23 protein-coding genes and 1 tRNA gene are annotated in these 23,321 nt (G+C 63.4%); 10 read left to right on the top strand and 14 right to left on the bottom strand.

Annotated features, from left to right (window positions below):
- The first annotated feature begins 35 nt into the window (after positions 1 to 35).
- Both WFR25_RS01490 and WFR25_RS01485 read left to right on the top strand, forming a co-directional pair.
- Positions 36 to 1,361 carry a NupC/NupG family nucleoside CNT transporter gene (locus tag WFR25_RS01490; protein WP_336967851.1) on the top strand — a complete coding sequence of 442 codons (1,326 nt, stop codon included), beginning with the start codon at positions 36 to 38 and terminating at the stop codon, positions 1,359 to 1,361.
- 116 nt (positions 1,362 to 1,477) lie between these two features.
- On the top strand, positions 1,478 to 2,494 hold the full coding sequence (locus tag WFR25_RS01485) for a DUF1176 domain-containing protein (protein WP_336974579.1): 1,017 nt from the start codon (positions 1,478 to 1,480) through the stop codon (positions 2,492 to 2,494).
- Between the two features lie 66 nt (positions 2,495 to 2,560).
- On the opposite strand, the gene WFR25_RS01480 is transcribed toward WFR25_RS01485, so the two are convergent.
- The 7 genes from WFR25_RS01480 to gluQRS all read right to left on the bottom strand — a co-directional run bounded on the left by WFR25_RS01480 (position 2,561) and on the right by gluQRS (position 8,362).
- Positions 2,561 to 3,676 carry an NADH:flavin oxidoreductase gene (locus WFR25_RS01480; protein WP_336967850.1) on the bottom strand — a complete coding sequence of 372 codons (1,116 nt, stop codon included), beginning with the start codon at positions 3,674 to 3,676 and terminating at the stop codon, positions 2,561 to 2,563.
- Positions 3,677 to 3,750: 74 nt separating this feature from the next.
- Positions 3,751 to 4,332, bottom strand: a complete 582-nt coding sequence (locus WFR25_RS01475) for a MarR family winged helix-turn-helix transcriptional regulator (protein WP_336967849.1) — start codon at positions 4,330 to 4,332, stop codon at positions 3,751 to 3,753.
- Between the two features lie 17 nt (positions 4,333 to 4,349).
- A complete protein-coding gene (gene egtD, locus WFR25_RS01470; protein ID WP_336967848.1) occupies positions 4,350 to 5,297 on the bottom strand; it encodes an L-histidine N(alpha)-methyltransferase in 948 nt (315 codons plus the stop codon).
- Between the two features lie 4 nt (positions 5,298 to 5,301).
- Entirely contained in the window at positions 5,302 to 6,570 is a 1,269-nt protein-coding gene (gene egtB / locus WFR25_RS01465) for an ergothioneine biosynthesis protein EgtB (protein ID WP_336967846.1), read from the bottom strand.
- A 96-nt stretch (positions 6,571 to 6,666) separates the two neighbouring features.
- Positions 6,667 to 7,236 carry a cob(I)yrinic acid a,c-diamide adenosyltransferase gene (locus tag WFR25_RS01460; RefSeq protein WP_336974576.1) on the bottom strand — a complete coding sequence of 190 codons (570 nt, stop codon included), beginning with the start codon at positions 7,234 to 7,236 and terminating at the stop codon, positions 6,667 to 6,669.
- A gap of 1 nt (position 7,237) precedes the next feature.
- A complete protein-coding gene (locus WFR25_RS01455) occupies positions 7,238 to 7,474 on the bottom strand; it encodes a twin transmembrane helix small protein (protein WP_336967844.1) in 237 nt (78 codons plus the stop codon).
- A gap of 9 nt (positions 7,475 to 7,483) precedes the next feature.
- Positions 7,484 to 8,362 (bottom strand): tRNA glutamyl-Q(34) synthetase GluQRS, encoded by an 879-nt coding sequence (gluQRS, locus tag WFR25_RS01450; protein ID WP_419723129.1) that lies wholly within the window; start codon positions 8,360 to 8,362, stop codon positions 7,484 to 7,486.
- A 112-nt stretch (positions 8,363 to 8,474) separates the two neighbouring features.
- Here gluQRS and WFR25_RS01445 point away from each other — a divergent pair, with 112 nt between their 5' ends.
- On the top strand, positions 8,475 to 9,041 hold the full coding sequence (locus WFR25_RS01445; protein WP_336967842.1) for an HNH endonuclease: 567 nt from the start codon (positions 8,475 to 8,477) through the stop codon (positions 9,039 to 9,041).
- 30 nt (positions 9,042 to 9,071) lie between these two features.
- Here WFR25_RS01445 and WFR25_RS01440 read toward each other — a convergent pair whose 3' ends face one another.
- Positions 9,072 to 9,806 carry a Crp/Fnr family transcriptional regulator gene (locus WFR25_RS01440; protein ID WP_336967841.1) on the bottom strand — a complete coding sequence of 245 codons (735 nt, stop codon included), beginning with the start codon at positions 9,804 to 9,806 and terminating at the stop codon, positions 9,072 to 9,074.
- Between the two features lie 223 nt (positions 9,807 to 10,029).
- Here WFR25_RS01440 and murA point away from each other — a divergent pair, with 223 nt between their 5' ends.
- Positions 10,030 to 11,313 (top strand): UDP-N-acetylglucosamine 1-carboxyvinyltransferase, encoded by a 1,284-nt coding sequence (gene murA / locus WFR25_RS01435; RefSeq protein WP_336967839.1) that lies wholly within the window; start codon positions 10,030 to 10,032, stop codon positions 11,311 to 11,313.
- Positions 11,306 to 12,829 (top strand): sensor histidine kinase, encoded by a 1,524-nt coding sequence (locus tag WFR25_RS01430; RefSeq protein WP_336967838.1) that lies wholly within the window; start codon positions 11,306 to 11,308, stop codon positions 12,827 to 12,829. Before murA ends, WFR25_RS01430 begins: the two co-directional genes overlap by 8 nt.
- Here the strand turns inward: WFR25_RS01430 and WFR25_RS01425 are convergent.
- The 3 genes from WFR25_RS01425 to WFR25_RS01415 form a co-directional block, all read right to left on the bottom strand.
- The gene (locus WFR25_RS01425; protein ID WP_336967837.1) at positions 12,774 to 13,211 is read right to left on the bottom strand and encodes a response regulator; all 438 of its coding nucleotides are present in this window, start codon (positions 13,209 to 13,211) and stop codon (positions 12,774 to 12,776) included. The two genes, WFR25_RS01430 and WFR25_RS01425, sit on opposite strands and share 56 nt — an antisense overlap.
- 65 nt (positions 13,212 to 13,276) lie before the next feature.
- Positions 13,277 to 13,528 carry a DUF2188 domain-containing protein gene (locus WFR25_RS01420; protein ID WP_336967835.1) on the bottom strand — a complete coding sequence of 84 codons (252 nt, stop codon included), beginning with the start codon at positions 13,526 to 13,528 and terminating at the stop codon, positions 13,277 to 13,279.
- Positions 13,529 to 13,533: 5 nt separating this feature from the next.
- The gene (locus WFR25_RS01415) at positions 13,534 to 14,151 is read right to left on the bottom strand and encodes a DNA-3-methyladenine glycosylase family protein (protein WP_336967834.1); all 618 of its coding nucleotides are present in this window, start codon (positions 14,149 to 14,151) and stop codon (positions 13,534 to 13,536) included.
- A 79-nt stretch (positions 14,152 to 14,230) separates the two neighbouring features.
- Here WFR25_RS01415 and WFR25_RS01410 point away from each other — a divergent pair, with 79 nt between their 5' ends.
- On the top strand, positions 14,231 to 14,548 hold the full coding sequence (locus tag WFR25_RS01410; protein WP_336967833.1) for a 2Fe-2S iron-sulfur cluster-binding protein: 318 nt from the start codon (positions 14,231 to 14,233) through the stop codon (positions 14,546 to 14,548).
- 129 nt (positions 14,549 to 14,677) lie between these two features.
- On the opposite strand, the gene WFR25_RS01405 is transcribed toward WFR25_RS01410, so the two are convergent.
- Positions 14,678 to 15,418, bottom strand: a complete 741-nt coding sequence (locus tag WFR25_RS01405; RefSeq protein ID WP_336967831.1) for a TrmH family RNA methyltransferase — start codon at positions 15,416 to 15,418, stop codon at positions 14,678 to 14,680.
- A gap of 91 nt (positions 15,419 to 15,509) precedes the next feature.
- Between WFR25_RS01405 and WFR25_RS01400 the strand changes: the two genes are divergently transcribed.
- The 4 genes from WFR25_RS01400 to WFR25_RS01385 all read left to right on the top strand — a co-directional run bounded on the left by WFR25_RS01400 (position 15,510) and on the right by WFR25_RS01385 (position 22,188).
- Positions 15,510 to 15,596 (top strand) — tRNA-Tyr (locus WFR25_RS01400).
- A gap of 122 nt (positions 15,597 to 15,718) precedes the next feature.
- Complete coding sequence (locus WFR25_RS01395; RefSeq protein ID WP_336967830.1) at positions 15,719 to 17,992, top strand: glycoside hydrolase family 3 N-terminal domain-containing protein; 2,274 nt, start codon at positions 15,719 to 15,721, stop codon at positions 17,990 to 17,992.
- A 55-nt stretch (positions 17,993 to 18,047) separates the two neighbouring features.
- Positions 18,048 to 19,919, top strand: coding sequence for an ABC-F family ATP-binding cassette domain-containing protein (locus WFR25_RS01390; RefSeq protein ID WP_336967829.1), 1,872 nt, complete (start codon positions 18,048 to 18,050; stop codon positions 19,917 to 19,919).
- A 112-nt stretch (positions 19,920 to 20,031) separates the two neighbouring features.
- Positions 20,032 to 22,188: a TonB-dependent siderophore receptor gene (locus WFR25_RS01385; protein WP_336967828.1), complete on the top strand. Its 2,157-nt coding sequence runs from the start codon at positions 20,032 to 20,034 to the stop codon at positions 22,186 to 22,188.
- Here WFR25_RS01385 and WFR25_RS01380 read toward each other — a convergent pair.
- Entirely contained in the window at positions 22,185 to 22,550 is a 366-nt protein-coding gene (locus WFR25_RS01380; RefSeq protein WP_336967827.1) for a DsrE family protein, read from the bottom strand. The genes WFR25_RS01385 and WFR25_RS01380 overlap by 4 nt on opposite strands.
- Positions 22,538 to 23,305, bottom strand: coding sequence for a HesA/MoeB/ThiF family protein (locus WFR25_RS01375; RefSeq protein ID WP_336967826.1), 768 nt, complete (start codon positions 23,303 to 23,305; stop codon positions 22,538 to 22,540). The genes WFR25_RS01380 and WFR25_RS01375 overlap by 13 nt, the downstream gene beginning before the upstream one ends.
- Positions 23,306 to 23,321: the final 16 nt, after the last annotated feature.

The following is a 23,321-nucleotide window of genomic DNA, read 5'->3' as shown; positions in this document are numbered from 1 at the left end:
GTTGCCCGGTTTGCCTCCCTTCTCGAAAGCCCTTCATGCCCTTTGTTATCGGCCTTGCTGGCATATTGCTCATTCTCGCCATCGCTTTCGCCCTCTCGTCCAACCGTCGCGCCATTCGACCGCGTGTGGTGGGGGCGGCCTTTGCGTTGCAGGCGGGGATCGCGTTGCTGGTTCTCTATGTTCCTGCGGGGCGGGCCGTGATCGCGGGCATGTCGCACGGGGTGGCGAACCTGCTCAGCTATGCCCAGGCGGGCACCGACTTCATCTTCGGCCCGCTGGCAAAGCCTGAAATTGGCGGCGCGAGCTTCGCCATCGCGGCGCTGCCGGTGATCATCTTCTTCGCCAGCCTGGTGTCGATCCTCTATTATCTGGGGATCATGCAGTTGGTGGTGCGCTGGGTCGGCGGGGCGATCGGCAAGGTGACGGGCGTGTCGAAGGTGGAATCGCTATGCGCCGCCGCCAATATCTTCGTGGGGCAGAGCGAAAGCCCGCTGGTCATTCGTCCCTATCTGGCGGGCCTTACGCCGCCGCAACTGTTCACGGTGATGACGTCGGGCATGGCGGGCGTGGCGGGCACCATATTGGCGGCCTATGCGTCGATGGGGATCAAGATCGACTATCTGCTGGCCGCCAGCTTCATGGCCGCGCCCGGCGGCTTGCTGATGGCGAAGATCATGATGCCGGACGAAGTGACGCCGCAGGGCGAATTGCCGCTGGGGGATGAGTCAGGCCGGGAGGTCCGGCTGGCTGAGACGCGGATCAGCGGTCAGGGACCAGCCGCGCTGTTGCCCGAAGGGACGCCGGGCGAACCGATGCCGCCCGCCATCCATGATGAGGAACGGCCCGCCAATATCATCATGGCCGCCGCACAGGGCGCGCAGACCGGCGTGAAGCTGGCAGTGGCGGTTGGCGCCATGGTGCTGGCCTTTGTCGCGCTGGTCGCGCTGGCCAACGGCATCCTTGCCGGGATTGGCGGCTGGTTCGGCTACCCGACGCTCAGTTTCCAGCAATTGCTGGGCTATGTCTTTTCGCCCGTCATGTACCTGCTCAATATCCCATGGGGAGAGGCGCAGATTGCGGGCGGACTGTTCGGGACCAAGGTCGTGCTCAACGAGTTCGTCGCCTATATCGCGCTGGGTCAGGTACAGGGGCAATTGTCGCCCGCGACGATTGCCGTCGTCACGTTCGCATTGTGCGGCTTCGCCAATTTCAGCTCGATCGCGATCCAGATGGCGGTCACGGGCAGTCTGGCGCCCAACCAGCGACCCATGATCGCCCGGCTGGGCCTTAAGGCGCTGGTGGCAGGGAGTCTGGCGAACCTGATGAGCGCGGCGCTGGCGGGGATGATGCTCAGCCTGTGACAATCGTGACGAGTGGAAGCTGATAGACTCTACCGTTCCATCCTCCTTCCCGTTATAGTTAAGGGCGGGGTATCGACATGAAATATCTATGGATTGCGGCGCTTTTTCTGGGCAGCATGGCGGGATATGGTGGCGCGACGAGTGCTCCCACAGCGCCGAAACCGGGCAGTCTGGAAAGCTACAAGGACTGGACCATCGGCTGCGACAATCGCAACCGGTGCGAGGCGGTGGCGCTGCTGCCGGAAGGCGCGGACTGGCCGGATAGTCCGGTATCGCTGGGCATAGCCCGTAACGCTGGGCCGGACGCTGAGGCGGAGATGTGGATCGACCATGATGAACGTCATGGCCGCGCCGCCATCAGCATCCTGATCGATGGTCGAAAGCTGGCTGGCGCCACCAGTGACGGGGCGACGGCTGAGTTGCGCGGGCCGCAGGTGGCGGCGCTGGCGATGGCTATGGCGCGCGGCGGGGTGATGGAAGTGCGCGCGGGCAAGCGGGTGATCGGCCGCCCCTCGCTGGCCGGATCGGCGGCGGCGCTGCGCTATATGGATGCGCGGCAGGGGCGTGCGGGCACGACCACTGCGCTGGTCGCGAAGGGGAAACTAGATCCCACCGCCGTCCGGCCCGCGCCCGTCGCACCCGCGATCAAGCGTATGCTCATTCCTGTCGGTCCTGCACCGGCGGCGTTGTGGCGTGAGGAACTGACTGCCGTTGGTGTCCAGACCGGATGCGCCGATGAGATGCGCGACGGGCCGGTGCCTGAACTCTATTCCCTGAGCCGAACCCAAACGCTGGTGGTGGTGTCATGTGGCGCGGGTGCCTATAATGTCACGTCGGTCCCGCTGATCGCCACGGGCGTTCCGGGCCGTCGCATTTTTCGCAACGCCGTCTTCGATTTCCAGCCGGGCTGGAGCGAAGATTCGGCGAAACCCATGCTCGTCAACGCCAGATTCGCGCCCGAAGCCTCGCGGCTGGAAAGCTATGCCAAGGGCCGGGGGCTGGGCGATTGCGGCGGCAGTGAGGCCTATGTCTGGGACGGCACGCGCTTTCGTCTGGTGGAGGCGCGGGCCATGGGGGAGTGCCGTGGCTCCTGGCACTGGATCACCACCTGGTCGGCGCAGGTGGTGGACTGAGATGGGATCGCGGTTTCAGCGCGCTCCGCACCCGCGCGCTGGTGCGGGGGCTGGGCCGTTAGCGCTTTAGCGGAAGTCGGCGAGCGCCTGCGTTTCGAACGGCGTCAGCGCGTCGATCCGGCCTGACCGGACCTTCATCGCCCAGTCGGGATCGACGATGAGGGCGCGGCCCACCGCGATCAGGTCGAATTCGTCCCGCTCCATGCGATCGATCAGCCCCTCAATGCCGGTCGGCTCCGAGCGTTCGCCTGCAAAGACATTGATGAAATCGCCCGAGAGGCCGACCGATCCGACGCTGATCGTGGTGGCGCCAGTCAGCTTCTTGGCCCAGCCAGCGAAGTTGAGGCCGTCCTCGCCATCCCGTTCCGGAAATTCCGGCGTCCAGAAGCGGCGCTGCGAACAGTGCAATATATCGACGCCTGCTTCGACCAGTGGTGCCAGCCAGCGCTCCATCGCGTCGGGCGTTTCGGCAAGGCGCGCGCGGTAATCCTGCTGCTTCCACTGGCTGACCCGCAGGATGAGCGGATAGTCGGGACCGACGGCCGCGCGGATGGCGGCGATCACCTCGGCTGCAAAGCGTGAGCGTTCCTCCAGCGTCGGGCCGCCATAGCGATCGGTTCGCAGGTTGGTGCCGGACCAGAAAAACTGGTCGACCAGATAGCCATGCGCGCCATGCACCTCGATCGAATCAAAACCCAGCCACTGGGCATCGGCAGCGGCGCGGGCAAAGGCGGCGACGGTGTCGGCAATCGCCTCCTCGCTCATTGCTTCACCGCGCGGCTCGCCCGGACCGATCAGCCCGGACGGGCTTTCGACGGGGACGTCAGGCGACCATCGGGTGGTTTTGCTTTCGACCGATCCCGTGTGCCACAGTTGCGGGGCCATCGCTCCGCCTGCGGCATGAACGGCATCGACCACCCGTTTCCACCCGGCCAGTGCCGGGCCATGGAAAAAGGGTACGTCCGGCTCATTGCGAGAGGCCGGGCGATCGATCACTGTGCCTTCCGACAGGATCAGGCCAACGCCGCCTTCAGCGCGGAGCCGGTAATAATCGACATGGGGTTCGCCGACCATGCCGCCAGGCGCGAAGGATCGGGTCATGGGCGCCATGACGATCCGGTTCGCAAGGGACATCGACTTGATGCGGAGCGGTTCGAACAGGGCGTTGATATTCTGGGGCATGTCATGATCCTCTGATGCGACCATGATGGTATCGTGCGGTGCTGCCGACCCAAAGGCAGGAGTGTTTAACCCCCTTAAGGCTTGGGCCGCGTCACGGGCAGGAAGTCGCGGTCGAGCAGGGTGTGTAATTCCCCCATGATGCGCGCGAGCGCCTGCTGATCTTCTTCCGGCAGGCGATGATAGTGGCAGATGAAGCGCCCCTCCTGCTCCAGTGCCGCGCCGACGACCTTCACCTTGTCCGCCCCGGCATCGGTCAGATGCACCATCATCGCGCGGCGGTCGGTGGCACTGGGCGCGCGCGTCACCAGACCCTTTCGTTCAAGGTTGGCGATCCGCCCGGTCAGCACGGCGTTGGAAACGGTCAGCGCCAGCGCAAGGTCGGTCGCGCGCAGCGGTGCGGGCGCGTCGATCATCAGCGCGCCCAGCAGGTGAAAGTCTGCGATGCTTAACCCATGCGCGCCGCTGATCCGGTTGAGATCCGTTTCCAGCAACTGCCCGACTTTCAGGCTGTGCCACATCGCCGCGAAATGGCTGACGTCCAGATCAAGCTCGGCGAAGAAGGAGCGCCCAGCCTCCACCTGGTCGATGGGACGTCGGGGTGTGGTGTGGGGCATGGACATGACCGCCATGTCGATCCGATCGGGCCTGGCGGTCAAGGGCGTTGCGTTCGTTATCAGGCCCGCGCGAGGATCAGCGAGAACAGGTCTTCATCGTCGCGCCATTCCTCCACCGGCTCCCAACCTGCCGCGCGCAGCAACAGGCGGCTGTCGCGGCCGTCATATTTATGGCTGCATTCCGTGTGGATCGTTTCCCCCCGCGTCATGGCGAAGGGTGTGGCGGCGACATGGAAGCGCATGGCCTCCTGCGCTTCCAGATGCATCTCGATCCGCGCCGCAGCGTCATTCCAGCGGGCGCGATGGACAAAGGCCTCGACAGGCAGGTCGCCCTCCAATTCGCGATTGATGCGGTGGAGGAGGTTGAGGTTGAAGGCGGCTGTCACGCCGGCGGCATCGTCATAGGCGGCGATCAGCCGGTCGACATCCTTGACCCTGTCCATGCCGATCAGCAGCATCGCTTCTGTCCCGAGTGAGCCGCGCATGGCGCGCAGCAGATCGACGGCTGCGTGCGGCTCCAGATTACCGATGGTCGATCCGGGAAAAAAGCCGAGCTTTGGCATGGCCGCGATCGCCGGGGGCAGGGCGACCGGGTGCGTGAAATCTGCAACGACCGGCAGCACCGGCATGCCGGGAAAAGCGGCGGCCAGCCCCGCGCTGCTCGCGTGCAGAAAGTCGCCGCTAATGTCGATCGGCACATAGGCGGCGGGCTGAATCGCGCGCAGTAGATGTGGTGTTTTGCGCGCGCTGCCCGCGCCGAACTCGACCACCGCGCGTCCTGGACCGATGGCACGGGCGAAATCGGCACCATGACTGGCAAGCAGCGCGGTTTCGGTGCGGGTCGGATAATATTCGGGCAGGTCGGTGATCGCCTCGAACAGTTGCGATCCGCGATGGTCGTAAAACCAGATGGGCGGTGTCGCTTTGGGATGGCGCGAGAAACCCGCCAGCATGTCCCGGCGGAAGGCGGGATTGACGGTGAGGGCGAGGTCTTGCGTCAATAGCATGGGCCTATAGATCCTTTGCCAGCCGCAGCCCAGTGAACTGCCAGCGCTGGTGGGGGTAGAAATAGTTGCGATAGCTGGCACGCACATGGCCGCGCGGGGTGGCGCAACTGCCGCCCTTCAGCACGAACTGGCCAGACATGAACTTGCCATTATATTCGCCGACTCCGCCCGGCGCTGCCACAAAGCCGGGATAGGGGCGATAGGCGCTGCCGGTCCATTCCCACACGTCCCCGAACATCTGTACCAGCCCTTCGCCCTGTTCGCAGGCGTGGGGCCGCGGGCAGGTGGCATCGTCGAGTTGGTTGCCGCTGGTAGGCGAGATGTTCAGCGCCCCGCTTTCCCATTCTGCTTCGGTTGGAAGGCGCGCGCCTGCCCAACTGGCATAGGCATCGGCTTCATACAGGCTGATATGGGTGACGGGCGCGGCGGGATTGACGGGCTGGCGGCCGTCATGGCCAAAGCGGGTCCAGCCGTTCTCGCCTTTCTGCCAGTAGAGCGGTGCTTCTATCCCCTCCGCCCGCACCCAGGCCCAGCCGTCCGACAGCCAGTGACGCGCATCGGTGTAGCCGCCATCCTCGATGAAGCTGATCCATTCGGCATTGGTGATCGGGCGATTGGCGAGCGCATGGGGATGGAGCAGGGTGCGGTGGCGCGGCCCTTCGCAATCGAAGGCGAAACCGTGCCCGGCGTCAGCGCCGATCTCCACGATGCCATTGCGCCCCTCTATCCAGCGGAGCGGCCCCGGCTGGAGGGCGGGCATCGAGTTGGGGGCGCCAAACATCGCCGGGAAAAGCGGGTTTTGGGCGAAGAGGTGGAGCATGTCGGTCAGCATCAATTCCTGATGCTGCTGCTCATGGTGCAGGCCCAGCGACATCAGCGCTCGTGCCTCGTCTGCCAGCATGGGGATGGCCCGCACCATCGCCGTATCGACATGGGCGCGATAGGCCAGCACATCGTCCAGCGAGGGGCGCGTCAGCATCCCGCGCATCGGGCGGGCATGGCGTGCGCCCTCCGCCTCATAATAGCTGTTGAACAGATAGGCGAAACGCGGATCGAACAACGTGTAATATTCGACATGATCGCGCAGGACGAAGGTTTCAAAAAACCAACTGCTATGAGCAAGGTGCCATTTTGCGGGCGAGGCGTCGGGCATGGATTGGACCGTCGCGTCCGCGTCGCTGAGCTGCGCGGCGAGCGCCTTGCTTAGTCCGCGGATCGATTCATATTGCGGGACAAGCTGTTGGTGCAGCGATGGTGTCTGGCTGGCATTCATGCTCTTTCCCGATACGGTTGTGCCGTTCTCGAAAGGATCAAGCGCATGAGTGCGAGAATCTATCCCGCTCTGTCACCAAAATAGTGTTGATACGGATCAGCGCGACGCGCCGGGCACCCATTTTATGTCGTTCGCGCCATTGCCGTTCAAGCGGCGGGTGAGGACGAACAACAGGTCGGACAGGCGGTTGAGATAGGCAAGTGCCTGAGGGTTGAGAGGCACCTGTGTCGCGGCGGCGGTCGCGCTGCGCTCTGCCCGGCGAACGATCGCGCGGGCAAGGTGCAGGGCCGCCGCAGCGGGCGAGCCGCCGGGCAGGATGAAGCTGTCGAGCGGAGCGAGATCCTCGTTCACCGTGTCGATCTGCTGCTCCAGCCGTGCTACCTGCGGCGGGACGATTCGCAGCGCCCACGGTTCGTCCGCGCCATCGGGGATTGGCGTCGCCAGGTCCGCGCCAAGATCGAACAGGTCGTTCTGAATGGTCTGGAGCCATGCGGCCTCGGTCGTCTCCCCTATCGCGGCGATGGCCATGCCGATGGCGCTGTTCGCTTCGTCCACGTCACCCACGGCCTGCATCCGGGGGGCGTGTTTGGGCGTGCGCGATCCATCAACCAGCCCGGTGGTGCCGTCGTCGCCGGTGCGGGTGTAAATCTTGTTGAGCTTGACCAACTTACTGACTGCCACCGTTCATCAGCAGGATCAGCGCGACGATCAACACGGCTGCCGCCTGAAAGAAGATGCGGTTGAACATCATCTTGTTCTGCTTGAGGCTCGACGCGCTCGGCCCCTTGTCAGGGGAGTTCAGTTCCTCCTTTGTCGTCTGGAGAAAGCTGATGATACCCCGGATCAGCGAGAACAGGGTTGCCGCCATGGCAAGGACAAGGATTATGACAAGGAAGGTGTTCATGGCTGCATTCTAGGCCTGCGCTAGCCTGATGCCAACCGGAAAGCGCCTGGCCCGAAGGTCATCGGCCAACTGCGTCGGCGCGATCCCCTGCGCGCGCAGATCAGCAAGCGCGATTGATCCGTCCCGCTTCGCCAGCCGCCGCCCATCCGGCCCCACCAGCAGCGGATGATGGCGGTAGAGGGGCGAAGACAGGTCGAGCAGTGCCTGAAGCAGCCGATGGATATGGGTCGCGGCGCGCAGGTCTTCGCCGCGCAGAACATGGGTGACGCCCATCGCCGCGTCGTCCAGCGTACAGGCGAGGTGGTAGCTGGTCGGCGCATCCTTGCGGGCGAGGACCACGTCGCCCGCCAGCAGCGGGTTGGCGGAGACAGTCCCGTGATCGGCATCCTGCCATGACAATGGCCCGGCCATCGAAACCGCCCTGCCCATGTCGATGCGCCAGGCATGGGGTTCGCGCGTCATCCGCCGCTCGCGCTCATCGGCGCGAAGTCCCCTGCACGTCCCCGGATAGACCGGTCCCTCGCTCCCATGCGGCGCGGTGGCGCTGGCGGCAATGTCGGCGCGGGTGCAGAAACAGGGATAGGCAAGATCCATGGCCTTCAGTCGGTCGAGAGCCGCTTCATAGTCGCCCAGACGCTGTGACTGAAAGACGACATCTCCATCCCAGCCTATGCCCAGCCAGCGCAGATCCTCGATAATGGCTTCGACATGCTCAGGTCGGCTGCGGGTGCCGTCTATATCCTCGATCCGCAGACGAAAGGCGCCACTGTCCGCACGTGCCATGTCCATGGCCATCAGCGCGGACCAGCCATGGCCGACATGCAGCCGGCCGGTGGGGCTGGGAGCAAAGCGCGTCACCATATGCTGTGGCAGGGGGTGAGGAGTCATACAGGCTCTAGCTGTCGAATAGAGGTTGACGGGTGATATTCGTTAATGCTGTCATGCTCTTGTCACCTTGCTGGTCAATCAGCGGCGGCGGCAAAGGGGGTAGAGCAAATCTATGTACCATCCCGACCTGATACGACACCCGGAAAACTGTCCGGCACTTGTACTGAACGCCGACTATACGCCGCTCAGCTATTATCCGTTGAGCCTGTGGCCCTGGCAGACCGCCATCAAGGCGGTGTTCCTGGAACGGGTGGACATCGTCTCCAGCTATGAGCGGGAGGTGCACAGTCCCAGCTTCCAGATGAAAATCCCCTCGGTCATCGCGCTCAAACAATATGTGAAGCCGTCCGAGCATCCCGCCTTCACCCGGTTCAACCTGTTCCTGCGCGATAAATTTTCCTGCCAATATTGCGGCACGGCGCATGATCTGACCTTTGACCATGTGGTGCCACGCCGCGCTGGCGGGCGCACGACCTGGGAAAATGTCGCGACCGCATGCAGTCCCTGCAACCTGAAAAAAGGGGGGCGCACGCCAAAGGAAGCGGGGATGCGGCTGCATGTTCAGCCGATCCGCCCGACGACCTGGCAGCTTCAGGAACATGGCCGCGCTTTCCCGCCGGGCTATCTGCACGAAAGCTGGCGTGACTGGCTCTATTGGGACGTCGAATTGCTGGCGTAGCGGGTTATGTCCCACTCTCCGCATCGCGCGTCACGGCATCGCGGGCAACCAGTCCAGGTCCAGATTCTTGTGCCGATTGGTATAATGACCGATCGTTTCCAGTCGCGCGATGTCGTGCAACGTGACGCGACCGTTCGAGCGGCTGATAAGCCCGTCCTGCTCCATCTGCCGGATCATCCGGTTGACGTGGACGGAAGTAAGGCCGATCGCGTCGCCAATCTCCTCCTGCGTCAATTTCAGGTCGAAACTGTCGCTGATATCGTCGTCGGTGACGCGCAACCGGTCGAAAATATCGAGCAGGAACGAGGCAACCCGCGCCTTTGCCGATGTACGCCCCAGCGAGGCCAGGCGATCGGTCAGCGCCACCCGTTCGGTGTTGGACAATATGAACAACAGGGCCGCGACGCGTGGCTGTTCCTCCAGCAGGCGGCGCAGCGCGTGCTTGTCGAACGGGCAGACGACCGAATCCTCCAGCGCAACCAGCGATTCAGGGGCCTTGTTGTACGCGGTGCTGGCCGACCCGATGAAATCGCCCGGAAAATAAACGCGCAATATCTGTCGGCTTCCATCGGGCATGATGACGAAACTCATCACGCGCCCTTCGCGCAGGACGAACAATTCAGTCACCGTGTCATTGACGCGCTGGATCATCCCACCGCGCTTGATCTTGCGCTGATTCTCCTCAAGCCGCGTCAGCGCCCGTGTCTCTGCCTCCGCCAGCGAAACATTTTTGCTCAGTCTGTCCGCGAAACAACTGCCTGCCACCTATCCACCTTTTTTCTTCAATGTCGCGACGATCCGTGTCGTTACGATGGCAGAACGCCCCAGCCGTCTTTTGGCTTCATTTTCGGCTTCTGCACTAAACTCGATCAAGCTATGGCGCTTGATAGTCGTTTCTTTGAAAATGAGGGGTGATGGCGCGGTTTTGCGGGGCGATCAGGACCATCACTGCCTTGCGCGAGGCGCATTAACCGTTATGACGCCGAAGATGGATCGCATTCAAATTCGCGGCGGCAAAGCATTGAGCGGCCGCCTTCCCATCTCCGGCGCGAAAAATGCGGCTTTGACGCTGCTGCCCTGTGCCTTGCTGACCGATGAGCCAGTGACGCTGCGCAATCTGCCGCGCCTCGCCGATGTCGACAGTTTCGGCCATCTGCTGAACCAGTTGGGTGTGTCGACCATGATCGAGGGTGCGCGGCCGGAGGATTTTGGCCGGGTGATGACGATGCGTGCAGGTCGCGTTACATCGACCGAAGCGCCCTATGACATCGTGCGCAAGATGCGCGCGTCTATCCTGGTGTTGGGACCGCTGCTGGCCCGTGCGGGTGAAGCGACGGTGTCGTTGCCGGGCGGTTGCGCCATCGGCAACCGGCCCATCGATCTGCATCTGAAAGCATTGGAAGCCCTTGGCGCCACGATCGAGGTGACGGCGGGCTATGTCCGCGCCAGCGCGCCCGATGGCGGCCTGACCGGCGGCACCTATACCTTCCCCGTCGTGTCGGTTGGCGCGACCGAGAATGCGGTGATGGCCTCTGTATTGTCCAAAGGCACCTGCATACTGGAAAATGCTGCGCGTGAGCCGGAAATTGTCGACCTGTGCCGCCTGTTGCTGGCGATGGGCGCTGAGATTGAGGGCGTGGGGAGCGACACGCTGACCATCCATGGCAAGAATCGGCTGCACGGCGCAACCTATCGGGTCATGCCCGACCGGATAGAGGCGGGCAGCTATGCCTGCGCAGCCGCCATTACCGGCGGGTCGCTGGAACTGGTGGGCGCGGATGCCGATGATATGCACGCCATCCTTGCCGCCCTGCGCGATGTGGGTGTTCATGTCGAAACCCGCAAGGACAGCATATTGGTCGCGTCGCAGGGGAAGCTGAAACCCCTTAACCTGTCGACCGCACCCTTCCCGGCCTTCCCCACGGACATGCAGGCGCAGTTCATGGCGATGCTGACGCTGGCGGACGGTGCATCGGTGCTGACCGAAACGATCTTTGAAAACCGCTATATGCATGTGCCCGAACTGGCGCGCATGGGTGCCGATATCGCCGTCAACGGACGGACCGCCGTCGTGCGCGGGGTGGGGAGCCTGACCGGCGCGCCGGTGATGGCGACCGACCTGCGCGCGTCGATGAGCCTGATCCTGGCGGGTCTTGCCGCGCGGGGTGAAACCCAGGTCAACCGCGTTTATCATCTCGATCGCGGCTATGAGCGGCTGGAAGAGAAATTGTCCGCCGTTGGCGCGGATATCGAGCGGGTCAGCGATGGCTGAATGGTGCGGCGTCGAGACTGACCGGGCGGCTGTTCTGGCGCTCTACGATCTCGACGCGGGCGGGTTCGAGGCGCTGGACGAGATTACGGGTTTCGCTGCGGCCTTGTGCGATGCGCCGATTGCGCTGGTGAGCCTGGTCGAAGCGGATCGGCAGCGTTTTCTCGTCCGAACCGGCCTTGATGTTACAGAGACGCCGCGCAACGTTTCTTTCTGCGCTCATGCGATGCTGGGGGACGAGCCATTCGTCATCCCCGACGCGACGAGAGATCCGCGTTTTGCCGACAATGTGCTGGTAACGGGCACGCCGCATATCCGTTTCTATGCCGGGGCGCCGCTGATCGACCCGGATGGCATGCCGTTGGGCGCGCTTTGCGTTATCGATGACAGGCCGCGCGCGACGCTGACATCGTTACAGCGCCACGGGCTGACGGTGCTGGCCCGGCAAGTGATGGCGGCGCTGGAGGGGCGCCGGCGCGATCATGTCGTGCAGGCCGAACGTCGCCGCCATGTCGAGGCGGTAATCGACAGCAACAACCGTTTTCGCACGCTGGCCGATGCGATGCCGCAAATGGTCTGGTCGACGCTGCCGAATGGCTTTCATGACTATTATAACGCCCGGTGGTATGAATTTACCGGGCTGCCGGATGGCGCAACGGATGGGGAAGGGTGGAATGATAGGTTCCATCCCGACGATCGGGATCGCGCATGGACGCGCTGGCGACATTCGCTGGACACCGGCGAACCCTATGAGATCGAATATCGGCTGCTGCATCATAGCGGTCAATATCGCTGGGCACTGGGACGAGCGCTGCCGATCCGTGGCGAAGATGGACAGATTATCCGTTGGATGGGGACGGACACCGACATCCACGAACAGAAGCAGTTGATGGAAGAGCGCGAGATGATCGCGCATGAACTGTCGCACCGGATCAAGAATATCTTTTCGGTGATTGCGGGCCTCATCGGCCTTTCGGCGCGTGACAATCCACAGATCGGCCCAGTGGCGGACGATCTGCGCAATCGGATATTGGCGCTGGGCCGGGCGCATGACTATGTGCGACCGCATAGCGCCGAATCGCGGCCCCAGGGTGGGCACGGCAGTCTGTGGGGCGTATTGGAGCAGTTGTTCGCGCCCTATACGGGGGAGGGCGAAAAGCGGGTTCGGATCACAGGGGAAAATCCGCCGGTGGACGATCGATCCGCCACCCCGCTGGCCTTGCTGTTCCACGAACTGGCGACAAACGCCGCCAAATATGGCGCGCTTTCAACATCCGATGGTATCGTGGATGTGACCATATCCCGCGACGGTGACGCCCTGCGTATCGTCTGGACCGAAACCGGTGGTCCCGTTGTGATCAGGGCTGAAGGGGATGGGTTTGGCAGCCGCCTGATGGCGTTGAGTGTTGAGCGTCAACTGGGCGGCCAGATCGCACGCGAATGGCGATCCGAAGGACTCATCGTCAGCCTTGTGCTTCCAGCGCGAACCATGAGCCGCGCGGCGGCAGGAACGGCGTGAATCCGGCGATGTCGGTCGTATAGGGATTCGGGTTATCGGACGCCGCCAGTTCCAGCGCGGCCCGGATGCTTTGCGACAGGAATGGCTTGGTCACGACACCCATGGCCGCAATGGATGCTTCGCCAATCTGGGAGGGGTTGGCCGTCACATAGATAACGCGCAGCCCATATTGGCTGGCCAGTTCCATGCCGATTCGCGGCCCGGTCCGCCCATCGCGCAAGTTAAGGTCAACCAGCGCAATGTCGCAATCGGCGGCAGCCGCCAGTGCCGCAGCCTGATCCGCAGCGATGGCACCCACGGAAAAGCCCGCCGACTCCACGACCTGCTCGATCTCCAGAGCCACGAAAATCTCATCTTCTACGATCAATACACGTTTGGACATTTTCCGATCCGATTTTGGAAATGATAAATGTCCGTGGAGGCATGCAGTTCCATAATATGCATGAATTATTCGGAAGTTGCGGTGTTGTCCTGCGCCGTCAACGGCGCGGACGCCTCCCACAAAGTCTCGAACTGGCCATCGCGCATCAGCAGCACCGCAGCGGGGTAGCCCTTGGCATTGGCTTCCTGCGCGGTCTTCGTCGCGCTATCCACAGCCTCGGCCTGGGTCGTGAACGGGCCATAATAGCGATTGTCGAGATTGATCTTCCAGACGCCCTCATGATTGAGGACGATATAGCGGGCTGTGGGCAGGGCCATGAGTGTTACAGAACCTCTGTGTTATAATGGTGCCAAGCCATGATCGCGGCGGCGCCGCGATGGGGGCGCCAGGCTTCGGCAAGGGCGCGGGTCGTCTTTTCGCTGGGACGTTCAGGCAGGCCCAATATGCGGCCGATCTCTATCTGGACGGCCAGGTCACCTGCGGGCCAGATGTCGGGCCGTCCTTCCGCAAATAACAGGTAGATTTCGGCGGACCAGCGCCCAATCCCCTTGATTCGTATCAGTTGGGCGATCGCATCCTCATCGTCGGCGGGCAGGGAGTGGAGGTCCACTTCGCCCGAAAGGATCAGTTCGGCCAGGCTGCGGGCATAGCCTTGTTTCTGGCGCGACAGGCCGCAGGCCCGCAGCGCGTCGAAATCACGGGCCAGCAGTACATCCGGCGCGCAGCCCGCGCCCAGTTCCGTCTCCAGCTTGCGCCACACCGCTGCGGCCGCCGCCACGCTGACCTGCTGGCCGACGATAGTGCGTAGCAATGTTTCATAGCCCGGCTCCCGGACGCGCGGCGCGGGATAGCCCACGCGCCCCAGCGCGGCCATGAAGCCCGGTTCGATCGCGGCGATCGCGTCCAGGCTGGCCTTCATTGCGTCTGCGCTCATCACCATATCGTTGCGCTCCGACGCTTGATTTCACCTGTCCCGGGCTTCATAGCGGCCCGGAAAGAACTTCCGAGGGGATGGATATATGCCGAAGCTGATCGTGGTCAACCGTGAGGGCGAGGAACAGACGGTCGAAGGAGATGCTGGCCTGTCTGTGATGGAAGTCATTCGCGACAGTGGTTTCGATGAACTTCTGGCGCTGTGCGGCGGCTGCTGCTCTTGCGCGACCTGCCACGTTTATGTCGACCCCGCTTTTGCGGACTCGCTGCCGGCAATGAGCGAGGACGAGAATGACCTGCTCGACAGCAGCGATCATCGTAACGAGACCAGCCGCCTGTCCTGCCAGGTCATCCTGGGCGAGGCGACAGATGGCCTGAGAGTGACGATCGCGCCGGAAGATTGAATGTTTGCAAATGGATAAAGGGGCGGGGCGCGGTATAATCACCGCGCCCCGCCTTTTCTATTTGTCCCAAAAGCGTAGCACGGCCCCCATTGTCATCGCGGCCCCGCCGACCCCAGCCCTCACAGGCCGCTACCGGCTGGCGGCGGCGTACAGAGCGATCGCTGCGGCATTGGAGACGTTAAGGCTCTCCATCCGCGGACTGATGGGCAGTCTAGCCAATATGTCGCAATGTGCCATGCTGTTGTGGCGTAGTCCTTCGCCCTCGGCGCCCAGCACCAGCGCGACCCGCGATTGCCCGATCGCTTCGCTGATCGTGCTGGTCGCTTCGCCGTCAAGGCCGATGCGCCAATAGCCAGCCTCGGCAATTTCATCGAGCGCGCGGGCGAGGTTTACGACTCGCACCCAGGGCATGATTTCCAGGGCGCCCGACGCCGCACGCGCCAACACACCCGATTCGGGCGGTGCATGCCGGTCCTGCGTCACGATGCACAGCGCGTCGAACGCGGCGGCAGAGCGGAGAATAGCGCCGACATTGTGCGGGTCCGTCACCTGATCCAACACCAGCACGGGGCGCAGATCATCCTGCCCCTGCTCCAATATGTCGCCCAGCCAGACATCGTCGAGCGCCTCTACCTCGGCGACGATTCCCTGATGCGGCGCGTCACTGGGCACCATCCGGCCGAGGTCCGCGACATCGGCATAAACGATGGGCAGGACCGGGGGCAGTTCCAGTGCGCCCAGTGCTTCGCGGGTGCCCCAGATCTTGCGCACGACCCTGTCGGGATTGGCGAGTGCGGCGGTCACGGCGTGGCGGCCGTAAAAGCGTGGAAAGCCTGCTTTGGGCTTGCCGGTACGATGTCCTCTTTTCATGTTGCGCTCATTTCACGGGAAGCATTGACAGGCAAGCCTCCATTCGTCATTGAGCGCCCCTCCAGCGCGGTTTGGCACCGCATAAGGCACTGGACAGGTGGCCGAGTGGTTAAAGGCAGCAGACTGTAAATCTGCCCGGGTTTCCCGTACGCTGGTTCGAATCCAGCCCTGTCCACCATCCTTTCTCCGAGCAGGCGCATTCGCCGCTCGGACCATCTCTCCCGCAATGCAACATATTGGCCTGACGCGCGTTGATGTGCGACAGACTTTGTTCATATGAACCCATCCACATTCCCTCCCATGAGCCTTGATAGACGGCAGATCATTCTGGGCGCCCTGTCCGGCGCCATGACGCTGGGCGTGCCTGCGCGCTTGCTGGCGCAAACGGATGTCGCACGGGTGGACGCGCTGATCGGCAAGATGACATTGGAGGAGAAGGCCGGGCAGATGACCTGCCTTGCCGACAGTTTTCGTCCCTACAACCCACCCAATCCCGAAGCGGGTATCCAGAATGAAAAACAATTGGCGCAGGAGATCGTCAAGGGGCGCGTCGGGTGCCTGTTCAACGGCATCGGTGTTGCCGGTGGGCTACGGGCGCAGGAGATGGCGGTCAAGGAAAGCCGTCTGGGCATTCCGCTGTTGCTTGCGGGCGATGTCATCCATGGTCTCAAGACCATCTTCCCGGTGCCACTGGCCGAGGCGGCAAGTTTCGACCCAGCACTGGCCGAGCGGACCGCGCGGGCGATGGCGCTGGAAGCGACGGCAGCGGGCCTGCACCTGACCTTTGCGCCGATGGTCGACATTGCGCGCGATCAGCGCTGGGGCCGGGTCGTGGAGGGATCGGGCGAAGACCTGTATCTCGGTCGCCTTTATGCCGCCGCCCGCGTGCGGGGTTTCCAGGGGCGCAACCTGCGCCGCGACGACAGCCTGCTTGCCTGCCCGAAGCATTTCGCGGCCTATGGCGCGGTCGCGGCGGGCATGGAATATGGCAGCGTCGACATTTCGGAGGAGACATTGCGCGAGACGCATCTGCCGCCCTTCGATTCCGCCTTTGCGGCTGGCGCGCTGACGACGATGGCCGCCTTCAGCGAGATCAACGGCGTGCCGGCCACTGCCGACCGCACGCTGCTGACCGATATATTGCGCGGCGAGATGACGTTCCGGGGCTTCGTTTTTTCCGACTATACCGCCGACGAGGAACTGATCGCCCACGGCTATGCGGAGGATGAGCGCGATGCCGCGCGTCTTGCCGTGCTGGCCGGGGTGGATATGAGCATGCAGAGCGGCCTTTATGTCCGGCACTTGCCTGATCTGGTGAAGAGCGGCGCGGTGCCGATGGGCACGATCGACGTGGCGGTGCGGCGTATCCTCTATGTTAAAACCGCCATCGGTCTGTTCGACAATCCTTATCGCTCGCTCGATCCGGCCGCTGAAACTGCGCGAATCGGTACGTCGGGGCATCGCGCATTGGCCCGCGAATCGGCGGCGCGGTCGATCGTGCTGTTGCAGAACAAGGATGCCGTCCTGCCATTAGGCGCGGATGATGGGGAGAAGATCGCGCTGATCGGTCCATTCGCCGAGGATCGCGATAATCTCTATGGCCCATGGGCCTTTTATGGCGACAAAGGCAAAGGTGTCGATATCGCCACGGGCATGCGCGCGGCCATGCGCGATCCCACCAGGCTGATGATCGAACCGGGTTGCGCGATCGATGGGCCACTGGACGGCGGGCTTGCCCGTGCGGTCGAAGCGGCGAAGGCCGCAGACGTGGTGGTTCTGGCGATCGGCGAATCGCAGGACATGTCTGGCGAAGCGCAGTCACGCACCACGATCGAGATACCCTTGGTGCAGCAGGCTTTGGCGGAAGCGGTCGCGGCCACGGGCAAGCCGGTCATCGTCCTGCTACGCCATGGCCGCGCGCTGGCGCTGCACGGTGCGGTGGCGAACGCGCAGGCGATTCTGGCGACCTGGTTCCTGGGGAGTGAGGCGGGGCACGCCATCGCCGACATCCTGTTCGGGCGCGTTGATCCATCGGCCAAGCTGCCGGTCAGTTTTCCGTGGGAATCGGGACAGGAGCCGTTTTTCTATGACCGAAAATCGACGGGTCGCCCGGTGGTTGACCAGCGCACCGAATATAAGGCGCGCTACGCGACGGCTGATAACAGCGCCCGTTTTCCGTTCGGTCACGGCCTGACTTATACCGATCTGGTGTTGGACAAGCTTAAACTGAGCGATGCCGCGCTGCGCTGGGATCAGGCGATAGAGGTGCGCGCAACACTTACGAACAAGGGCAAGCGGCGCGGCACGCAGGCGGTGCAACTCTATCTGCGCGACCGGGTGGCGAGCCGAACCCGGCCGATCCGCGAACTCAAGCGGATCGAGCGCGTCACCCTGAATCCGGGCGATAGCAAGGTGGTGCGCTTCTCCATCTCGCGCGCGGACCTGTCTTTCATCGGTGCGGGCAACAAGCGGATCGTGGAGCCGGGCCTGTTCGATCTGTGGATCGGCGACAGCTCCATTGGTGGATTGCACACGCAATTCACCCTCTATGCCGGGGAACCAGCCGCTACTTGACACTCTTGATGCGGATAACTGGCCTTTTGCGGATAAACTGCTAGGGGGCTGGGCCATGTTGAACTTGAATGGCATCACCGTGCGCCTCGGCGGCCGCACGATCCTCGACCGCGCCTCGGCCGCGCTACCTGCGCGCAGCCGCGTTGGCCTCATCGGCCGTAATGGCGCTGGAAAATCGACGCTGATGAAGGTGATGATCGGCCAGCTCGATCCTGACGATGGCGGGTGCGAGATGCCGCGCGACACGAAGCTGGGCTATATCGCGCAGGAAGCGCCATCGGGCACGATCACCCCGTTCGAGACGGTGCTGGCCGCCGACAAGGAGCGCGCCGCGCTGATGGCGGAGAGCGAAACCTGCGAAGACCCTGACCGCATGGGGCATATCTATGAACGGCTGACGGCGATTGACGCCTATACCGCGCCTGCGCGCGCCGCCCGTATCCTCGTCGGCCTTGGCTTTGACGAAGAGATGCAGGGTCGCCCGCTCGACAGCTATTCGGGCGGCTGGAAGATGCGCGTGGCGCTGGCGTCGCTGCTCTTCTCCAACCCCGACCTGCTGTTGCTGGACGAACCGTCGAACCATCTCGACCTCGAAGCGACGTTGTGGCTGGAGAATTTCCTCAAATCCTATCGCGGCATGATCGTCGTCATTAGCCATGAGCGCGACCTGCTGAACAATGTCGTCGACCATATCCTGCATCTGGAAGGGGGCAAGGTCATGCTCTATCCGGGCGGCTACGACGCGTTCGAGCGGCAGCGGGCCGAGCGTCTGGCCCAGCAGGAGGCTGCGCGCACCAAGCAGGCGGCTGAACGCGAAAAGCTTCAGGATTATGTCGCGCGCAACTCCGCGCGGGCCTCCACCGCCAAGCAGGCGCAGTCGCGGGCCAAGGCGCTGGCGAAGATGCAGCCCATTGCCGCGGCGATGGAAGACCCCACCCTTACCTTCACTTTTCCCAGCCCGCCCGAACTGCGCCCGCCGCTCATCACCATGGACATGGCGGCGGTCGGTTATAACGAGACGCCCATCCTGCGGCGGGTGAACCTGCGGATCGACCCGGACGACCGGGTGGCGCTGCTGGGCCGCAACGGCAACGGCAAGACGACGCTGGCCCGCCTGATCGCCGCGCAATTGCCGACGATGGAGGGCGAGATGGCCTCTTCACCCAAGATGAATGTCGGTTATTTCACCCAATATCAGGTGGAGGAACTGGATACCGGCGATACGCCGCTGGAACATATGACGCGCCAGATGAAGGGCGCGACCCAGGGTGCGGTGCGCGCGCAACTCGGGCGCTTCGGCTTTTCGGGCGTCCGCGCGACGCAGAAGGTCGGCAGCCTGTCGGGCGGCGAGCGCGCGCGACTGGCGCTGGCGCTCATCACACGCGACGCGCCGCATCTGCTGATCCTCGACGAGCCGACCAACCATCTGGACGTCGACAGCCGGGAGGCACTGGTGCAGGCGCTCAACGAATATCAGGGCGCGGTTGTGCTGGTCAGCCATGATCGGCACATGCTCGAACTGGTGGCCGACCGGCTGGTGCTGGTCGATAACGGCACGGCGCAGGAATATGGCGGGACGATCGAGGATTATACCGACTTCGTGCTGGGCAAGAATGGCGGGGCTGCCCCTTCGGGCGGCGACGCACCCAAGGTCGACCGCAAAGCCGAAAAGCGGGCTTCCGCCGAGTGGCGCGAGCGGCAAAAGACGCTCAAAAACGCGGTCAACCAGGCAGAGCGGGCGATGGCGGCCCTTAATGCCGATCGCAGCCGCATCGATCAGGCCCTGTTCGATCCCAAAACCGCAACCGGAGCCGAGGCGAAGCTCACCACATCACAATTGATGGTAAAGCGCGCGGAGGTCGAGAAGAAGCTGGAACAGGCCGAGGAAGTCTGGATGGAAGCGGGCGCGGCGCTGGAGGCGGGTTGAGGCAAGGGGGCTAAACCCCCTTCGCTGGGTCAAGATGTCCAGATTGCAAAAGTTTATTGCGACTCACTATCATTATCGTTATCCGCCCTCGCGAAAGTGAAGGGGGAAACCAATGTCCAATCGTTCCATATCGATCGCGAGCCTGCTGTTGGCGGGGTTCGCGCTCTGGCCAACCAGCGCCGCTGCGGCGGCTGCCGAAGAAGCCGCTGATCGCAACGAGATCATCGTCAACGGCCATCTCGACAACGACGCCGTCGTCGCGGCCAAGGCGGACATCCCCCTGCTCGAAAATTCGCAGGCCATCACCATTCTTTCGCGTGAGACGTTGAGCGCGCAGGGCGTGTTGCGGCTGGGCGATGCGCTCAACAATGTCGCTGGTGTGTCGAAGAACAATAATTACGGCTTTTTCGACGGCTTCAATATCCGAGGCTTCAATGCCTCATCGGGCGCGACCTATCTGGACGGGCTGCTGGACGATACCGGTTATGGCACGTCGGAAGTGTCCGTGCTGGAGCGGATTGAGGTGGTGAAGGGACCGGCATCAGGCCTGTTCGGTCAGGGACCATTGTCGGGCATCGTCAATCTTGTCAGCAAGCGGCCACAGCAGGAACGCTTTCTGGACATGGCCGTCACTGGCGGCTCCTATGATCTGGCTGAACTGCGCGTCGACGCCAACACGCCGCTGGATGCGGACGGACGGCTGCTGGCGCGGGTCAGCGCGGTGGTGCGCGATCAGGATTTCTTTGTCGATTATTCGGGGCAGCGCCGTTTCCTTGTCGCGCCCTCTATAACGTGGGCGCCATCGGCGGATACCAGCCTGACGCTGCTGGGCCGCTATGTCGACGATCATATCAACCCCTGGTCGCCGACCACCGCCTATGGGACCGCTCTGCCCAATCCCAACGGCCCGTTGCCGCGCAGCCGGGCGATCAATGATGGCGATTATCCGGCGGTTCAGCGCAACAATTACTGGAGCCTGGGCTATGTGTTCGATCACAAGTTCAGCGAGGTTTTGGCCGTGCATCAGGCGCTACGCTATCAGGATTTCCACAATAGCTGGGACAACTGGCTGTTCGTGACCGGCATCAATACGACCGCCATCCCGGCGACCGCGACGACGCCGCTGATCCCGGCCTATTCGCGCATCAGTCGCGCTTTCTACGGTCCCTATGACGAGCATGGCACCTATCTGCGCGTGGACACCAACGCCAGCCTGCGCTTCGATACCGGGCCGCTGAACCACTATCTGCTGATGGGCGTCGATTTCAGCCGGCGCAACGCGGCCGACACCAACCTCTATGACACCAGCTTTCCCTATTATCTGAACCTTTACGATCCCGAAAATGGTTATCCGAGCACGCATAATCCGGCTGTGCCAGCGACCCGTTCCGCACGGCGGACCCGGCAGCGCGGCCTCTATGTGCAGGATCATATCAAGCTGGGTGAGATACTGACCGTGACCATCGGCGGGCGTTGGGATCGGGCAAGCAGCCACAATGCCAGCAACGGCGTGTTCGCCGCGAAGGTCGAGGATAATGCCTTCAGCCCGCGTGCAGGGGCTACGCTGGCGCTGGACAAGTCGGTGTCGCTTTATGTCAATTACGCCAAATCCTTCACACCGCAGGGCAGCTATCGCTCGGCAGACGGATCGTCGCTGCCGCCGGAGCGGGGCGTCAACTATGAGGCGGGGGTGAAGGTGGGTCGTGCAGATGGCACGCTGACCGGCATGGCGACCGTGTTTGAACTGACGCGCAGCAATGTCGCAACCGCCGACGCGGTGCTGCCGAACGTCTATGTACTGACCGGGGAGCAGCGCACCCGCGGTATCGAACTGGAGGCGGCATGGCGGCCGCTGCCTGGCGTGGAACTGACCGGCGCCTATACCTATCTGGATGCCAAGGTGACGGCCGACAACCGGCTGGCGGTGGGATCGCGGCTGGGCAGCGTGCCGCGTCATATTGCCAATATCTGGGCGCGTTACACGATACAGGACGGCGCGCTGGCCAATCTGGGCGCGGGGATGGGTGTGCATCATGAGGGCAATCGTGCGGCCAGCACAGCCTCTGCCGTCGTGGGCGCTGCGCCGCCCTTCCTGCTCGACGCCTATACGCTGGTCGATGCCGCGCTGTTCTATAAGTGGGACGACTGGTCCGTTCAGGCGAACCTGCGGAACATCTTCAACGAACGCTATTTCCCGACGGCCTCGCTTACCCGGACCACGGTGGGCGAACCGCGGACCTTCATGGTCAGTCTTCAGCGGCGTTTCTAGCCAATTAATATCCGCGTCTCGTCTGCGCCATCGGCGAGGAACTGGACCGGGCCGCCGACATCAATGCCTTTGGGCAAAGCGCCGGCGGTGAGGCCCGCCAGCGTCATGCCGCTCTGGCAGGCGATCACCTGTACGCCCAGCGTCATGGCGTCAGCGAGCAGCGCGGCCAGCGTCGGCAGACCCGCCGCCGCATGGGCCTCATCGCGGGGGGCGGACAGGGGTGTATGCAGCATTGCCACGGCATCCAGTTGCAGGAACAGCGCAACGGCACCGCCCAGCGCCGCCTGCGCCGCCGCCAGCGTCAAAGCGCCGCGAAACCGCTCCGCATCGGGCGTGATCAGGACGATTTTCAAGGGGTGCACAAGGCCACCGCACAAGCCGGGCAGGCGGGATCTTTGGGCACGCGCACGGTCCTGAACCGCATCGACAGCAGGTCCGCGATCAGCAACCGTCCGGCCATGTCCGCGCCAAAGGGCACCAGCGCGCGGATCACCTCCAGCGAGGCAAGGCTGCCCATCATGCCGGTGAGCGCCCCGATCACGCCGGTTTCGGCGCAATTGCGTTCCGGCGCATCCACTGGCTGGCCGACCAGGCAACGATAGCAGGGCTTGTCCGCTTCCCAGCCGCGATAGGTGGCGATCTGCCCCTCGAACGGGCCAACGGCCGCCGACACCAGCGGCATGCGCAACGCTTGCGTCGCATCGGCCACCGCCAGCCGCGTGTCGAAATTATCGCAGCCGTCCAGCACCACGTCCGCTTCGCGCAGCATCAGCGCAGCATTGTCCGCGTCGATCCGCTGGTTGATGGGGATCAGTTTCACGTCTGGATTGACCCGCGCGATGGCGCTCATCGCCGCTTCCGCCTTGGGCGCGCCGATATCGTCGGTACCGAAAAGAATCTGTCGCTGAAGGTTGGACAGCGCCACCTGGTCATTGTCGATCACCCGGATCGTGCCGACACCCGCCGCCGCCAGATAGAGGATCGCCGGGCTGCCGATGCCCCCGGCCCCGATTACCGCCACATCTGCGGAGAGCAGCCGCGCCTGACCGGCGCCGCCGATTTCCTTCAGCACGATATGCCGGGCATAGCGTTCCAGTTGCGCGTCCGTGAGCGTCATCGGCGGTCGCTCCTCA

This window comes from Sphingobium aromaticiconvertens (assembly GCF_037154075.1).
GTDB lineage: Bacteria > Pseudomonadota > Alphaproteobacteria > Sphingomonadales > Sphingomonadaceae > Sphingobium > Sphingobium aromaticiconvertens.
This window is presented reverse-complemented; position numbering and strand designations above follow the sequence as displayed.